Source organism: Variovorax sp. P2_H12 (assembly GCF_056403395.1).
Genome location: NZ_JBFUFO010000008.1, coordinates 45,396 through 59,891 on the forward strand (window position 1 = coordinate 45,396; position 14,496 = coordinate 59,891).

General features: G+C 65.3%; 14 protein-coding genes. All 14 read left to right on the plus strand.

Going from position 1 to position 14,496, the window contains the following annotated elements; genetic code table 11:
- The first annotated feature begins 6 nt into the window (after positions 1-6).
- The 14 genes from AC1DYK_RS07075 to AC1DYK_RS07140 are packed head-to-tail and all read left to right on the plus strand — an operon-like array spanning position 7 to position 14,496.
- Positions 7-615 (plus strand): NADH-quinone oxidoreductase subunit C, encoded by a 609-nt coding sequence (locus AC1DYK_RS07075; RefSeq protein ID WP_478165609.1) that lies wholly within the window; start codon positions 7-9, stop codon positions 613-615.
- Positions 615-1,868, plus strand: a complete 1,254-nt coding sequence (locus AC1DYK_RS07080) for an NADH-quinone oxidoreductase subunit D (RefSeq protein WP_478165610.1) — start codon at positions 615-617, stop codon at positions 1,866-1,868. Before AC1DYK_RS07075 ends, AC1DYK_RS07080 begins: the two co-directional genes overlap by 1 nt.
- A gap of 8 nt (positions 1,869-1,876) precedes the next feature.
- Positions 1,877-2,410 carry an NADH-quinone oxidoreductase subunit NuoE family protein gene (locus AC1DYK_RS07085; RefSeq protein WP_478165611.1) on the plus strand — a complete coding sequence of 178 codons (534 nt, stop codon included), beginning with the start codon at positions 1,877-1,879 and terminating at the stop codon, positions 2,408-2,410.
- Entirely contained in the window at positions 2,410-3,750 is a 1,341-nt protein-coding gene (gene nuoF, locus AC1DYK_RS07090) for an NADH-quinone oxidoreductase subunit NuoF (RefSeq protein WP_478165612.1), read from the plus strand. Before AC1DYK_RS07085 ends, nuoF begins: the two co-directional genes overlap by 1 nt.
- 20 nt (positions 3,751-3,770) lie before the next feature.
- Entirely contained in the window at positions 3,771-5,915 is a 2,145-nt protein-coding gene (nuoG, locus tag AC1DYK_RS07095) for an NADH-quinone oxidoreductase subunit NuoG (RefSeq protein ID WP_478165613.1), read from the plus strand.
- Positions 5,912-6,988 carry an NADH-quinone oxidoreductase subunit NuoH gene (gene nuoH / locus AC1DYK_RS07100; RefSeq protein WP_478165614.1) on the plus strand — a complete coding sequence of 359 codons (1,077 nt, stop codon included), beginning with the start codon at positions 5,912-5,914 and terminating at the stop codon, positions 6,986-6,988. Before nuoG ends, nuoH begins: the two co-directional genes overlap by 4 nt.
- 11 nt (positions 6,989-6,999) lie before the next feature.
- A complete protein-coding gene (gene nuoI / locus AC1DYK_RS07105) occupies positions 7,000-7,542 on the plus strand; it encodes an NADH-quinone oxidoreductase subunit NuoI (protein WP_286529791.1) in 543 nt (180 codons plus the stop codon).
- A gap of 39 nt (positions 7,543-7,581) precedes the next feature.
- Positions 7,582-8,232 (plus strand): NADH-quinone oxidoreductase subunit J, encoded by a 651-nt coding sequence (locus AC1DYK_RS07110; RefSeq protein ID WP_442281527.1) that lies wholly within the window; start codon positions 7,582-7,584, stop codon positions 8,230-8,232.
- The gene (gene nuoK, locus AC1DYK_RS07115) at positions 8,229-8,537 is read left to right on the plus strand and encodes an NADH-quinone oxidoreductase subunit NuoK (protein ID WP_286532244.1); all 309 of its coding nucleotides are present in this window, start codon (positions 8,229-8,231) and stop codon (positions 8,535-8,537) included. Before AC1DYK_RS07110 ends, nuoK begins: the two co-directional genes overlap by 4 nt.
- Positions 8,538-8,550: 13 nt before the next feature.
- Entirely contained in the window at positions 8,551-10,566 is a 2,016-nt protein-coding gene (gene nuoL / locus AC1DYK_RS07120) for an NADH-quinone oxidoreductase subunit L (protein ID WP_478165615.1), read from the plus strand.
- Positions 10,567-10,590: 24 nt separating this feature from the next.
- Positions 10,591-12,066 (plus strand): NADH-quinone oxidoreductase subunit M, encoded by a 1,476-nt coding sequence (locus AC1DYK_RS07125; RefSeq protein ID WP_478087719.1) that lies wholly within the window; start codon positions 10,591-10,593, stop codon positions 12,064-12,066.
- A 9-nt stretch (positions 12,067-12,075) separates the two neighbouring features.
- Positions 12,076-13,563, plus strand: a complete 1,488-nt coding sequence (gene nuoN / locus AC1DYK_RS07130; protein ID WP_478165616.1) for an NADH-quinone oxidoreductase subunit NuoN — start codon at positions 12,076-12,078, stop codon at positions 13,561-13,563.
- 8 nt (positions 13,564-13,571) lie between these two features.
- On the plus strand, positions 13,572-13,904 hold the full coding sequence (locus AC1DYK_RS07135) for a DUF2818 family protein (RefSeq protein ID WP_478165617.1): 333 nt from the start codon (positions 13,572-13,574) through the stop codon (positions 13,902-13,904).
- Position 13,905: 1 nt separating this feature from the next.
- Entirely contained in the window at positions 13,906-14,496 is a 591-nt protein-coding gene (locus AC1DYK_RS07140; RefSeq protein ID WP_478165618.1) for an NUDIX domain-containing protein, read from the plus strand.

Here is a 14,496-nt window from a genome sequence, read left to right on the forward strand (position 1 = left end):
AGAGACATGACCGACTTTGCCATTTCTCCCGAGGCGCTGAAGACCCAGATCACCGAAACGCTTGGACCCAAGGCCAGGAGCGTCACGCTCGCGCTGGGCGAGGTGACGGTGGTGGTGGCTGCCGCCGACTACCTCGAAGTTGCGACCCTGTTGCGCGACGCCCCCGGCTGCCGCTTCGAGCAGTTGATCGATCTCTGCGGCATGGACTATTCCGATTACCGCGAAGGCGAGTGGCAGGGCGAGCGTTTCTGCGTCGTCACCCACCTGCTGTCCGTCAGCCTGAATCAGCGCGTGCGCCTCAAGGTGTTCGTGCCCAATGAAGACCTGCCGGTCATCGATTCGCTGACGCCCGTCTGGAATGCGGCCGGCTGGTTCGAGCGCGAAGCCTTCGATCTCTACGGCATCGTGTTCGAGGGCCATGACGACCTGCGCCGCATCCTGACCGACTACGGCTTCATCGGCCATCCGTTCCGCAAGGACTTCCCGGTGTCGGGGCATGTCGAGATGCGCTACGACCCGGAACAGAAACGCGTGATCTACCAGCCGGTCTCGATCGAGCCGCGCGAAATCACTCCCCGGGTGATCCGTGAAGACAACTACGGTGGCTTGCACTGATGGCTGAGATCAAAAACTATACGCTGAACTTCGGCCCGCAACACCCCGCAGCACACGGCGTGCTGCGTCTCGTGCTCGAACTCGACGGCGAAGTCATCCAGCGCGCCGACCCGCACATCGGCCTGCTGCACCGCGCGACCGAGAAGCTCGCCGAGTCCCGCACCTTCATCCAGTCGCTGCCCTACATGGACCGTCTCGACTACGTGTCGATGATGAGCAACGAGCACGCGTACTGCCTCGCGATCGAGCGCCTCATGGGTCTCGACGTGCCGCTGCGCGCGCAGTACATCCGCGTCATGTTCGCCGAGATCACCCGGCTGCTGAACCACCTGCTGTGGCTCGGCGCGCACGGCCTCGACTGCGGTGCGATGAACATGCTCATCTACTGCTTTCGCGAGCGTGAAGACCTGTTCGACATGTACGAGGCGGTGTCGGGCGCGCGCATGCACGCGGCCTATTTCCGACCGGGCGGCGTCTACCGCGACCTGCCCGACGCGATGCCGCAGTACAAGGTCAGCAAGATCAAGAACGCGAAGGCGATCGAGCGGCTCAACGAGAATCGCCAGGGCTCGCTGCTCGATTTCATCGACGACTTCTGCAAGCGCTTCCCGAGGATGGTCGACGAGTACGAGACGCTGCTCACCGACAACCGCATCTGGAAGCAGCGCACGGTCGGCATCGGCGTGGTCACGCCCGAGCGCGCCCTGAACCTCGGCTTCACCGGCCCGATGCTGCGCGGCTCGGGCATCGCCTGGGACCTGCGCAAGAAGCAGCCCTACGACGTCTACGACCGTGTGGATTTCGACGTCCCCGTCGGCGTCACGGGCGACTGCTACGACCGCTACCTGGTTCGCGTCGAGGAGATGCGCCAGGCCAACAAGATCATCCAGCAGTGCTCGGCCTGGCTGCGCACCAACCCGGGCCCGGTCATCACCAGCAACCACAAGGTGGCGGCGCCGGCGCGCGAATCGATGAAGGCCAACATGGAGGAGCTGATCCACCATTTCAAGCTTTTCACCGAAGGCTTCCACGTGCCCGAAGGCGAAGCCTACGCGGCGGTCGAACACCCGAAGGGCGAGTTCGGCATCTACCTGGTGAGCGACGGCGCCAACAAGCCCTACCGTCTGAAGATCCGCGCACCGGGCTTCCCGCACCTGGCGGCCCTGGACGAAATGGCGCGCGGACACATGATTGCCGATGCGGTCGCCGTGATCGGCACCATGGACATCGTGTTCGGCGAGATCGATCGATGAGCCAACCCATGCATTCCGACACTTCTTCCCACAGCAGCCAGGCGCCGCTGTCGGCCGCCACGCTGGAGCGGTTCGCCCGCGAGGTTGCCAAGTATCCGCCGGCGGGCAGGCAGTCGGCCGTGATGGCCTGCCTGGCCATCGTGCAGCAGGACGAGGGCTTCGTCAGCGAGCAGCGCGAACGCGAGATCGCGGCCTATCTCGGCATGGCGCCGATCGCGGTGCACGAGGTCACGACCTTCTACAACATGTACAACCAGCGGCCGCTGGGCGCGTACAAGCTCAACGTCTGCACCAACCTGCCGTGCCAGCTGCGCGACGGCGCCGTGGCGCTGGCCCATCTCGAGAAGAAGCTTGGCATCCGCATGGGCGAGACCACGCCCGACGGCATGTTCACGCTGCAGCAGAGCGAATGCCTGGGCGCCTGCGCCGATTCGCCCGTGCTGCTGGTCAACGACCGCACCATGTGCAGCTTCATGAGCAACGAGAAGCTCGACCAGCTGATCGACGGCTTGCGCGGCGCGACCGCGAAGGGAGCCCAATGATGTCGCCCGAGCAAGTGCTCTCGCAGTTCCAGGCCACCGGGGTCCAGACCTGCTTCCACGACCGCCACATCGAGCCGCAGATCTACGCCGGCCTGAACGGCACCAACTGGCGCCTGGCCGACTACGAGGCGCGCGGCGGCTACAAGGCGCTGCGCAAGATCCTCAGCGAGGGCCTGACGCCCGACCAGGTGATCGCCGAAGTCAAGGCCTCGGGCCTGCGCGGCCGTGGCGGCGCGGGCTTCCCGACCGGCCTCAAGTGGAGCTTCATGCCGCGCCAGTTTCCGGGCCAGAAGTACCTGGTCTGCAACTCGGACGAGGGCGAGCCGGGCACCTGCAAGGACCGCGACATCCTGCAGTTCAACCCGCACATCGTGATCGAGGGCATGGCCATCGCGGCTTACGCGATGGGCATCAGCGTGGGCTACAACTACATCCACGGCGAGATCTTCCAGTCCTACGACCGCTTCGAGGAAGCGCTCGAGGAGGCGCGCGCCGCCGGCTACCTCGGCGACGGCATCATGGGCAGCAGCTACAACTTCCAGCTGCACGCCGCGCACGGCTTCGGCGCCTACATCTGCGGCGAGGAAACCGCGCTGCTCGAATCGCTCGAAGGCAAGAAGGGCCAGCCGCGCTTCAAGCCGCCGTTCCCGGCCAGCTTCGGCCTCTACGGCAAGCCGACCACGATCAACAACACCGAGACCTTCGCGGCGGTGCCGTGGATCATCAACAACGGTGGCGTGGCCTACCTCGAGTGCGGCAAGCCGAACAACGGCGGCACCAAAATTTATTCGGTCAGCGGCGACGTCGAGCTGCCCGGCAACTACGAAGTGCCGATGGGCACGCCGTTCTCCAAGCTGCTCGAGCTCGCGGGCGGCGTGCGCAAGGGCCGCCAGCTCAAGGCGGTGATCCCCGGCGGATCGTCGTCGCCGGTGCTGCCGGCCGCGATCATGATGGAGTGCACGATGGACTACGACTCCATCGCCAAGGCCGGCTCGATGCTGGGCTCGGGCGCCGTCATCGTGATGGACGACAGCCGCTCGATGGTCGAGTCGCTCAAGCGGCTTTCGTACTTCTACATGCACGAATCCTGCGGCCAGTGCACGCCCTGCCGCGAGGGCACGGGCTGGCTCTGGCGCGTGGTCGACCGCATCCACAACGGCCGCGGCAGGGCGTCCGACATGGACCTGCTGAACTCGGTCGCCGACAACATCCAGGGCCGCACCATCTGTGCGCTGGGCGACGCCGCCGCGATGCCGGTGCGCGCCATGATCAAGCACTTCCGCCACGAGTTCGAGGCGTTGATTCCGGGCTACGTCCAGCCGACGCCGGCCAAGGCCTGATGAGGCGCTGAGAAAAACATATGGTTGAAATCGAACTCGACGGCAAGAAGGTCGACATCGTCGAAGGCAGCATGATCATGCATGCGGCCGACAAGGCGGGCACCTACATCCCGCACTTCTGCTATCACAAGAAACTCAGCATCGCGGCCAATTGCCGCATGTGCCTGGTCGACGTCGAAAAGGCGCCGAAGCCGATGCCGGCCTGCGCCACGCCCGTGACGCAGGGCATGATCGTCCGCACCAAGAGCGACAAGGCCATCAAGGCCCAGCAGTCGGTGATGGAGTTCCTGCTGATCAACCACCCGCTCGACTGCCCGATCTGCGACCAGGGCGGCGAATGCCAGCTGCAGGACCTGGCCGTGGGCTACGGCGCCTCGTCTTCCCGCTACGAGGAAGAAAAGCGCGTGGTGTTCCACAAGGACGTCGGCCCGCTGATCAGCATGGAAGAGATGAGCCGCTGCATCCATTGCACGCGTTGCGTGCGCTTCGGCCAGGAAGTGGCCGGCGTGATGGAGCTCGGCATGTCGCACCGCGGCGAGCACGCCGAGATCGAGACCTTCCTCGGCGACTCGGTCGACTCCGAGCTGTCGGGCAACATGATCGACATCTGCCCGGTCGGCGCGCTCACCAGCAAGCCCTTCCGCTACAGCGCCCGCACCTGGGAGCTGTCGCGCCGCAAGTCGGTCAGCCCGCACGACTCCACCGGCGCCAACCTGATCGTCCAGGTCAAGAACAACCGCGTGATGCGCGTGGTGCCGCTCGAGAACGAAGACGTCAACGAATGCTGGATCGCCGACCGCGACCGCTTCTCGTACGAGGCGCTGAACGGCCCCGAACGCCTCACGCAGCCCATGCTCAAGCAGGGCGGCCATTGGCAGCAGGTCGACTGGCAGACCGCGCTCGAATACGTCGCCAACGGCCTGAAGCAGATCAAGGCCGACCACGGTGCCCAGAGCATCGGCACGCTGGCCAGTCCGCACAGCACGCTCGAAGAACTGCACCTGGCCAAGCTGCTCACGCACGGCCTGGGCAGCAACAACATCGACTACCGCCTGCGCAACGCCGAGTTCGGCGCGGCCGAAGGCATCCGCTGGCTCGGCATTTCGATCGCCTCGCTGTCGCAGCTCCAGCGCGTGCTGGTGGTCGGCTCGAACCTGCGCAAGGACCATCCGCTGTTCGCGCAGCGCATCCGCCAGTCGGTGCGCAAGGGCGGCGCATTGAGCGCCATCACCTCGCCTGAACTGCTGGCCGATGCCGACGCCTGGGCCATCCCGCTCGCCCAGGCGGTGCGCGCGCCGGCCGACCAGTGGGTCGACGCCTTGGCCGAACTCGCCGGCGCGATCGCCGAGACCACCGGCGCCACGGCACCGGTGGCGCGCAACGGCGCCGCCAGCGACGCCGCGAAGGCCCTGGCCGCCTCGCTGCTCGGCGGCGAGCGCAAGGCGATCCTGCTCGGCAATGCCGCGGCTCACCATCCGCGTGCCGGCAGCCTGCTGGCGCTGGCCAACTGGATCGGCGCCCAGACCGGCGCCAGCGTCGGCTACCTGACCGAAGCCGCCAACACGGTGGGCGCGCAGCTGGTCGGCGCACTGCCCAGGCAGGGCGGGTTGAACGCGGGCCAGATGCTCGCGGGCGGCCTCAAGGCCGCGCTGTTGCTCAACACCGAGCCGGCCTTCGACTCGGCCGCTGGCGAGTCCGCGCTCGACGGCCTCGCGCGTGCGCAGATGGTCGTCACGCTGAGCCCGTTCAAGGCGAACCTCGAAATCAGCGATGTGCTGCTGCCGATCGCGCCGTTCACCGAAACGCCCGGCACCTTCGTCAACGCCGAAGGCCGTGTCCAGAGCTTCCATGCGGTCGTCAAGCCGCAGGGCGAGGCGCGACCGGCCTGGAAGGTGCTGCGCGTGCTGGCCAACCTGCTGGGCCTGCCGGGCTTCGCTTTCGAGTCGACCGGCGACGTGCTGGCCGACCTCGGTTCGCCCGCCCAGGTGGCAGTCGACAAGCTGGCCAACACCACCCGCGCAGCGATCGACACCAGCGACGCGGCACAGCCGGCACCGGTGGTCGCTGGCATCTACCAGCTCGACTCGATCGTGCGCCGGGCACCGTCGCTGCAGCTCACCGCCGATGCCCGCCAGGCAGCGGCCGCACAGGAGGTGTCGGCATGATCGACGCACTGCACGGCTTCGGCCTCGGCCTGGTGTCTGCCGGCTGGTGGACAGGCGTCCTCTGGCCGGTGATCTGGACCCTGATCAAGATCATCGTCGTCGTGATCCCGCTGATGGGCGCGGTCGCCTACCTCACGCTGTGGGAGCGCAAGGCCATCGGCTTCACGCAGATCCGCATCGGCCCCAATCGCATCGGCCCGCTGGGCCTGCTGCAGCCGATCGCCGACGCGCTCAAGCTGCTGACCAAGGAAATCATCCTGCCGACGGTCGCCAACAAGGGCTTGTTCCTGCTGGGGCCGATCATGACCATCATGCCGGCGCTGGCCGCCTGGGCGGTCATTCCCTTCGGTCCCGAGGTCGCGCTGGCCAACATCAACGCCGGCCTGCTGTTCGTGATGGCCATCACCTCGCTGGAGGTCTACGGCGTGATCATCGCCGGCTGGGCCTCGAATTCGAAGTACGCCTTCCTCGGCGCGCTGCGCGCCTCGGCGCAGATGGTCAGCTACGAAATCGCGATGGGCTTCTGCTTCGTCGTGGTGCTGATGGTCTCGGCCAGCCTCAACATGACGGACATCGTGATGGGGCAGGGCAAGGGCCACTTCGCCTCGATGGGCGTCGGCTTCCTGTCGTGGAACTGGCTCTCGCTGCTGCCGATCTTCGTCGTCTACTTCATCTCTGGCCTGGCCGAAACCAACCGCCACCCCTTCGACGTCGTCGAAGGCGAATCGGAGATCGTCGCCGGCCACATGATCGAGTACTCGGGCATGAGCTTCGCGATGTTCTTCCTGGCCGAGTACGCCAACATGTGGCTGGTCTCGATCCTGTGCGCGGTGCTGTTCCTCGGCGGCTGGCTGCCCCCGTTCGACTTCCTGGCCTTCATCCCGGGCTGGATCTGGCTCGGCCTCAAGACCTTCTGCGTGGTCACGATGTTCCTCTGGGTCCGCTCGACCTTCCCGCGCTTTCGCTATGACCAGATCATGCGGCTGGGCTGGAAGATCTTCATTCCGGTCACGCTGGTGTGGCTGGTGGTGGTGGGCGCCTGGATGCAGACCCCCTTCAACATCTGGAAATAACAGGAACTGCCATGACTGCGCCCTCCGCCAGCGCGCTTGCGCGCTCCTCGACGACCGCGTCCGCGCCTTTCTCGCTCAAGGACTTCCTGTCCAGCTTCATGCTGGTCGAGTTGTTCAAGGGCCTGGCGCTGACCGGCAAGTACGCCTTCAGCCGCAAGATCACCGTGCAGTTCCCGGAAGAGAAGACGCCGCTGTCGCCGCGCTTCCGCGGCCTGCATGCGCTGCGCCGCTATGAGAACGGCGAAGAGCGCTGCATCGCCTGCAAGCTCTGCGAGGCTGTCTGCCCGGCGCTCGCGATCACGATCGAATCCGAGGTGCGCGACGACGGCTCGCGCCGCACCACGCGCTACGACATCGACCTGACCAAGTGCATCTTCTGCGGCTTCTGCGAAGAGAGCTGCCCGGTCGACTCGATCGTGGAGACCCACATCTTCGAATACCACGGCGAAAAGCGGGGCGACCTGTACTTCACCAAGGACATGCTGCTCGCCGTCGGCGACCGCTACGAAAAAGAAATCGCCGCCAACAAGGCGGCGGACGCCAAGTACCGCTGAGGCGGTTGGCCCGAACCTCGAAGAAAACGAATCCGACCCATGGACGTCAAGACCGGTCTGTTCTATCTGTTTGCCGCGGTACTGCTGTTCGCAGCTTTCCGCGTCATCACCGCGCGCAACCCCGTGTATGCGGCGCTCTACCTGGTGCTGGCGTTCTTCCAGGCATCGGCCATCTGGCTCCTGCTGCGCGCCGAGTTCCTGGCCATCACGCTGGTGCTCGTCTACGTGGGGGCGGTGATGGTGCTGTTCCTGTTCGTGGTCATGATGCTGGACATCAATGTCGAGGGCCTGCGCGAGGGCTTCTGGAAGCACTTCCCGCTGGCCGCCGGCGTCGGCGCGCTGATCGCGCTCGAGATGGCCGCGGTGCTGATGGGCGGTTTCCGCCTGACCTCGCCGAAGACGCTGTCGGCGATCCAGGGCCCGGAGACCTCGAACACGCTCGAGCTCGGCAAGCTGCTCTATTCCCAATACCTCTATCCGCTGGAGATTGCCGCGGTGATCCTGCTGGTTGCGATCGTCGCCGCCATCGCGCTGACGCTGCGCAGGCGCAAGGACAGCAAGTACGTGAATCCGGCCGACCAGGTCCGCGTGAAGGCGCGCGACCGCGTGCGCATCGTCCAGGTGCCCGTCACGCGCCAGGCTGAACCGGTCGCGGAGCAACCCGCGGCTGCTGCGGAGACCAAGGCATGACGCTCACGCTCGGACACTTCCTTTCGCTCGGCGCGATGCTCTTCGCGCTGTCTGTCATCGGCATCTTCCTGAACCGCAAGAACCTGATCGTGCTGCTCATGTGCGTGGAGCTGATGCTGCTCGCGGTCAACATGAACTTCGTCGCCTTCTCGTACTTCCTCGGCGACATGCACGGACAGGTCTTCGTCTTCTTCATCCTGACGGTCGCGGCGGCCGAGTCGGCCATCGGGCTGGCGCTGCTGGTGCTGCTGTTTCGCAACAAGTCGAACATCAACGTCGACGAACTGAATGCGCTGAAGGGCTGAAGAAGGTTTACTCATGAGCGCTACTCTTTCCGCATCCACCCTCCTGGCCGTTCCGCTCGCGCCGCTGGTCGGCGCCGTCGTCGCCGGCCTGTTCGGCACGAAGTTCGCTGGCAACCACATCGGCCGCCGCGTCACGCACTCGCTGACCATCTTCGGCGTGCTGGTGTCCTTCATCATCTCCGCCATGACGCTCAACAGCGTCGTGAACGACGGCGCGCGCTTCAACGCCACCATCTACGAATGGATGACCGTCGGAGGCCTGAAGATGGAGATCGGCTTCCTGGTCGACGGCCTGACCGCGATGATGATGTGCGTCGTGACCTTCGTGTCGCTGATGGTGCACGTCTACACCATCGGCTACATGCAGGAAGACGACGGCTACAACCGTTTCTTCGCCTACATTTCGCTCTTCACCTTCTCGATGCTGATGCTCGTGATGAGCAACAACATGCTCCAGCTGTTCTTCGGCTGGGAGGCGGTGGGCCTGGTGTCCTATCTGCTGATCGGCTTCTGGTACAACCGGCCGACCGCAATCTTCGCCAACCTGAAGGCCTTCGTGGTCAACCGCGTGGGCGACTTCGGCTTCATCCTGGGCATCGGCCTGATCGCCGCCTACGCCGGCACGCTGAACTACGGCGAAGCCTTTGCCAAGGCCGACGCGCTGGCCAAGATCACCTTCCCGGGCACCGAGTGGCTGCTGATCACCGTGATCTGCATCTGCCTGTTCATCGGCGCGATGGGCAAGAGCGCGCAGTTCCCGCTGCACGTCTGGCTGCCCGACTCGATGGAAGGCCCGACCCCGATCTCGGCGCTGATCCACGCCGCGACCATGGTCACGGCCGGCATCTTCATGGTGGCGCGGATGTCGCCGCTGTTCGAGCTGAGCGACACGGCGCTGAGCTTCATCCTCGTGATCGGCGCCATCACCGCGCTGTTCATGGGCTTCCTGGGCGTCGTCCAGAACGACATCAAGCGCGTGGTGGCCTATTCCACGCTGTCCCAGCTCGGCTACATGACGGTGGCGCTCGGCGCTTCGGCCTATTCGGTCGCCGTGTTCCACCTGATGACCCACGCTTTCTTCAAGGCGCTGCTGTTCCTCGGCGCCGGCTCCGTGATCATCGGCTTGCACCACAACCAGGACATGCGCTGGATGGGCAATGTGCGCAAGTACATGCCGATCACCTGGATCACCTCGCTGGTGGGTTCGCTGGCGCTGATCGGCACGCCGTTCTTCTCGGGCTTCTATTCCAAGGACAGCATCATCGAGGCGGTGCGCGAGAGCCACCTCTGGGGCTCGGGCTTCGCCTACTTCGCGGTGCTGGCGAGCGTGTTCGTCACCGCCCTGTATTCGTTCCGCATGTATTTCCTGGTGTTCCACGGCAAGGAGCGCTTCGACCAGAACCCGGACGCGCACCACGACGACCACGGTCACGGCCACGACGACCATCACGAGCCGCACGAGTCCCCCTGGGTGGTCTGGGTGCCGCTGGTGGCGCTGGCGATCCCGTCGGTCGTGATCGGCTTCATGACGATCCAGCCGATGCTCTTCGGCGAGTTCTTCAAGGGCGCGATCTTCGTCGGCGAAGATCACCACGCCATGAAGGAACTGGCCGAGGCCTTCCACGGCCCGTTCGCGATGGCCCTCCACGGCCTGACCGCGGCGCCGTTCTGGCTCGCGCTCGGCGGCGTGGTGGTGGCCTGGTACCTGTACCTGGTCAACCCGGCCGTGCCGGCCGCGATCAAGCGCGCCTTCGGCCCGATCTACACCCTGCTCGAGAACAAGTACTACATGGACTGGTTCAACGAGAACGTCATCGCCCGCGCCACCCGCGCGCTGGGCACCGGCCTCTGGAAGGGCGGCGACCAGGGGATCATCGACGGTGCCATCGTCAACGGCTCCTGGAAGCTGGTCGGCCGCGTCGCGGGCGCAGTGCGCTGGCTGCAGTCGGGCTATATCTATCACTACGCCTTCTCGATGCTGCTCGGCATCTTCGTTCTGATGTCGTACTTCGTCTGGTTCAAGCGGTAAGCGGCTCTCTGGAGAAAAACAAAAATGGGTTTGTTGAGCCTTGCCATCTGGATGCCGATTGCCTTCGGCGTCGTGCTGTTGGCCTTCGGTCGGGACGAACACGCGAGGGGCGTGCGCTGGGTTGCGCTCGTCGGTTCGGTCGCGAGCTTCCTGGTCACCTTGCCGCTCTGGTCGCGTTTCCAGAACGGAACTGCCGCGATGCAGTTCGTCGAGAAGGAGCGCTGGATCGATCGCTTCAACATCAACTACCACATCGGCCTGGACGGCATCTCGTTCTGGCTGGTGCTGCTGACCGCCTTCATCACCGTGATCGTGGTGATCTCGGCCTGGGAAGTCATCACCGAGCGCGTGAACCAGTACATGGGCGCCTTCCTGATCCTCTCGGGGCTCATGATCGGCAGCTTCTCGGCGCTTGACGGCCTGCTGTTCTACGTCTTCTTCGAAGCCACGCTGATCCCGATGTACCTGATCATCGGGATCTGGGGCGGTCCGAACAAGATCTACGCGGCCTTCAAGTTCTTCATCTACACGCTGCTCGGCTCGCTGTTGATGCTGGTCGCGCTGATCTACCTGTACAACCAGTCGGGCGGCAGCTTCGACATCCTGAGCTGGCACAAGCTGCCGCTGTCGGGTACCGCGCAGACCCTGCTGTTCTTCGCCTTCTTCGCGTCCTTTGCGGTCAAGGTGCCGATGTGGCCGGTCCACACGTGGCTGCCCGACGTGCACGTCGAGGCACCCACGGGCGGCTCCGCGGTGCTGGCGGCGATCATGCTGAAGCTCGGCGCCTACGGCTTCCTGCGGTTCTCGATGCCGATCGCGCCCGATGCCTCGCACGAATGGGCCTGGCTCATGATCGCGCTGTCGCTGATCGCGGTGATCTACGTCGGCCTGGTGGCGCTGGTGCAGCAGGACATGAAGAAGCTGGTGGCCTATTCGTCGGTGGCCCACATGGGCTTCGTGACGCTCGGCTTCTTCATCTTCAACGAACTCGGCGTCGCCGGCGGCATCGTGCAGATGATCGCCCACGGCTTCGTGTCGGGCGCGATGTTCCTGTGCATCGGCGTGCTCTACGACCGTGTGCATTCGCGCCAGATCGCCGACTACGGCGGCGTGGTCAACACCATGCCCAAGTTCGCCGCCTTCGCGCTGCTGTTCGCGATGGCCAACTGCGGCCTGCCGGCCACCGCCGGTTTCGTCGGCGAGTGGATGGTGATCCTCGGCGCGGTCAAGGCCAACTTCTGGCTCGGCCTGGGGGCCGCCACCGCGCTGATCTTCGGCGCCGCCTACACGCTGTGGATGTACAAGCGGGTCTACCTGGGCCCGGTCGGCAACGACCACGTGAAGGAACTCGGCGACATCAACGCGCGCGAATTCCTCATGCTGTCGCTGCTCGCGATCGCGGTGCTGTGGATGGGCCTCTATCCCAAGCCTTTCACCGATGTGATGAATGCCTCCGTGGATGGGCTGCTGCAGCACGTGTCCGTCTCCAAGCTGCCGTAAGAGAACAAGATGATTGACAAACTCAGCTGGATGACGATCTACCCCGAGGTGGTGCTGCTGATCATGGCCTGCGTCATCGCGCTGGTCGATCTGTCCGCGACCAGCCCGCGCCGTACCGGCACCTATGTGCTGACCCTGCTCACGCTCGCGATCGTCGCGGTGCTGACCGGCTTCAACGCCGCCGAGGGCAAGACGATCTTCGGCTTCGGCGGCATGGTCGTCAGCGATCCGATGGGCAGCTGGCTCAAGTGCTTCGCGACCCTGGCCCTGATGGTGACGCTGGTCTACGGCCGGCCCTATGCCGCCGACCGCGGCATGCTGCGCGGCGGCGAACTGTTCACGCTCAGCCTGTTCGCGCTGCTGGGCATGTTCGTGATGATGTCGGGCAGCAACTTCCTGCTGATCTACCTCGGCCTCGAACTGCTGACGCTCTCGAGCTATGCGCTGGTGGCTCTGCGCCGCGACAACGCGGTGGCCAGCGAGGCCGCCATGAAGTACTTCGTGCTCGGCGCCATGGCCAGCGGCTTCCTGCTCTACGGCCTGTCGATGATGTACGGCGCCACCGGCTCGCTCGACATCAACGAGGTGTTCAAGGCCATCGCGAGCCGCAACGTGAACCACCAGGTGCTGGTGTTCGGCCTGGTGTTCATCGTTGCCGGCCTGGCGTTCAAGGTCGGTGCCGCGCCGTTCCACATGTGGGTGCCCGACGTCTACCAGGGTGCGCCGACCGCGGTCACGCTGATGATCGGCGCGGCGCCCGAACTGGCGGCTTTCGCGATCATCATCCGCCTGCTGGTGGAGGGGCTGCTGCCGCTGGCGATCGACTGGCAGCAGATGCTCGCACTGCTGGCCATCGCCTCGCTGCTGGTTGGCAACCTGGCCGCCATCGCGCAGACCAACCTGAAGCGCATGCTGGCCTACTCGACCATCGCGCAGATGGGCTTCATGCTGCTGGGCCTGGTGGCGGGCGTGGTCAACGGCAACACCTACAACGCCCAGTTCGCCTACAGCGCCTCGATGTTCTACATCGTGACCTACGTGCTGACCACGCTGGCGGCTTTCGGCATCATCCTGCTGCTGGCGCGCGAGGGTTTCGAGAGCGAGGAGATCACCGATCTCGCCGGTCTCAACCAGCGCAGCCCGCTCTATGCCGGCGTGATGGCGATCGCGATGTTCTCGCTGGCCGGCATTCCTCCGCTGGTCGGCTTCTACGCCAAGCTGGCCGTGCTGCAGGCGTTGATCGCCTCGGGTCAGGCCCTGTACATCGGTCTGGCCGTGTTCGCGGTCATGATGTCGCTGATCGGCGCCTTCTACTATCTGCGCGTGGTCAAGGTGATGTACTTCGATGCGCCGGTCACGGCCAGCACGGTCTCGGCGCCGGCCGACGTGCGCACCGTGCTGACGCTCAACGGCGCCCTGATCCTGGTGCTCGGCATCCTGCCCGGTGGTCTCATGACGCTGTGCGCGAAAGCGATCGTGGCCACCTTGGCCACCTGAGCGCGATCGTGTCACAAAGCGCGTCGGTCTGGATGGTGCTGGGGGTTGCGCTGCTGGCAGCCAACTTGCCCTTCCTCAACGAGCGCCTGTTCGGCCTGGTGCCGCTCCCGGCCGGTGCCAAGTCGCTCGCCGTCCGGCTGGCCGAATTGGTGCTGCTCTATGTCGCGGCCGGCGGCATCGGCCTGCTGTTCGAACGCCGGGCCGGCCAGATTGCGTCGCAGGGCTGGGAGTTCTATGCCGTCACGGGGGCGCTGTTCATCGTGCTGGCCTTTCCCGGGTTCACCTGGCGCTATCTCATGAAGCACCGACACGGTGGGATGAATCGTCCCCACGCGCACTGACATGACCGACACGCACCTGAGGGAAGAGCTCACCGCGAGCGAACTGCTGTTCAAGGGCAACTTCCTGCACGCCAAGCGCGATACGGTGCGCCTGCCCGACGGCCACTCCGCGACGCGCGAGTACGTGGTGCATCCGGGCGCGGTGGTGGTGGTGCCGCTGCTCGACGACGGCCGCGTCGTGCTCGAGCGCCAGTACCGCTATCCGGTCGCCCACGTGATGACCGAATTCCCCGCCGGCAAGCTCGATGCGGGCGAAGAACCGCTGGTCTGCGGCCAGCGCGAGCTGCTCGAGGAAACCGGCTACACCGCGCGCGAGTGGGCCCGCGCCGGTGCCATGCACCTCGCCGTGGCGTACTCGACCGAGATCATCCACATCTACTTTGCGCGCGGCCTGACGCTGGGCGATCGTCAGCTCGATCACGGCGAGTTCCTCGACGTGATCAGTGCCACGCCCGAGGAGCTGATGGGCTGGTGCCGCGACGGCACGGTGTCGGACGCCAAGACGCTGACCTGCACGCTCTGGCTCCAGAACGTCCTGTCGGGCGAATGGGTGCTCGACTGGCACGACACATCTTTGCCCGCCGGCCGATAA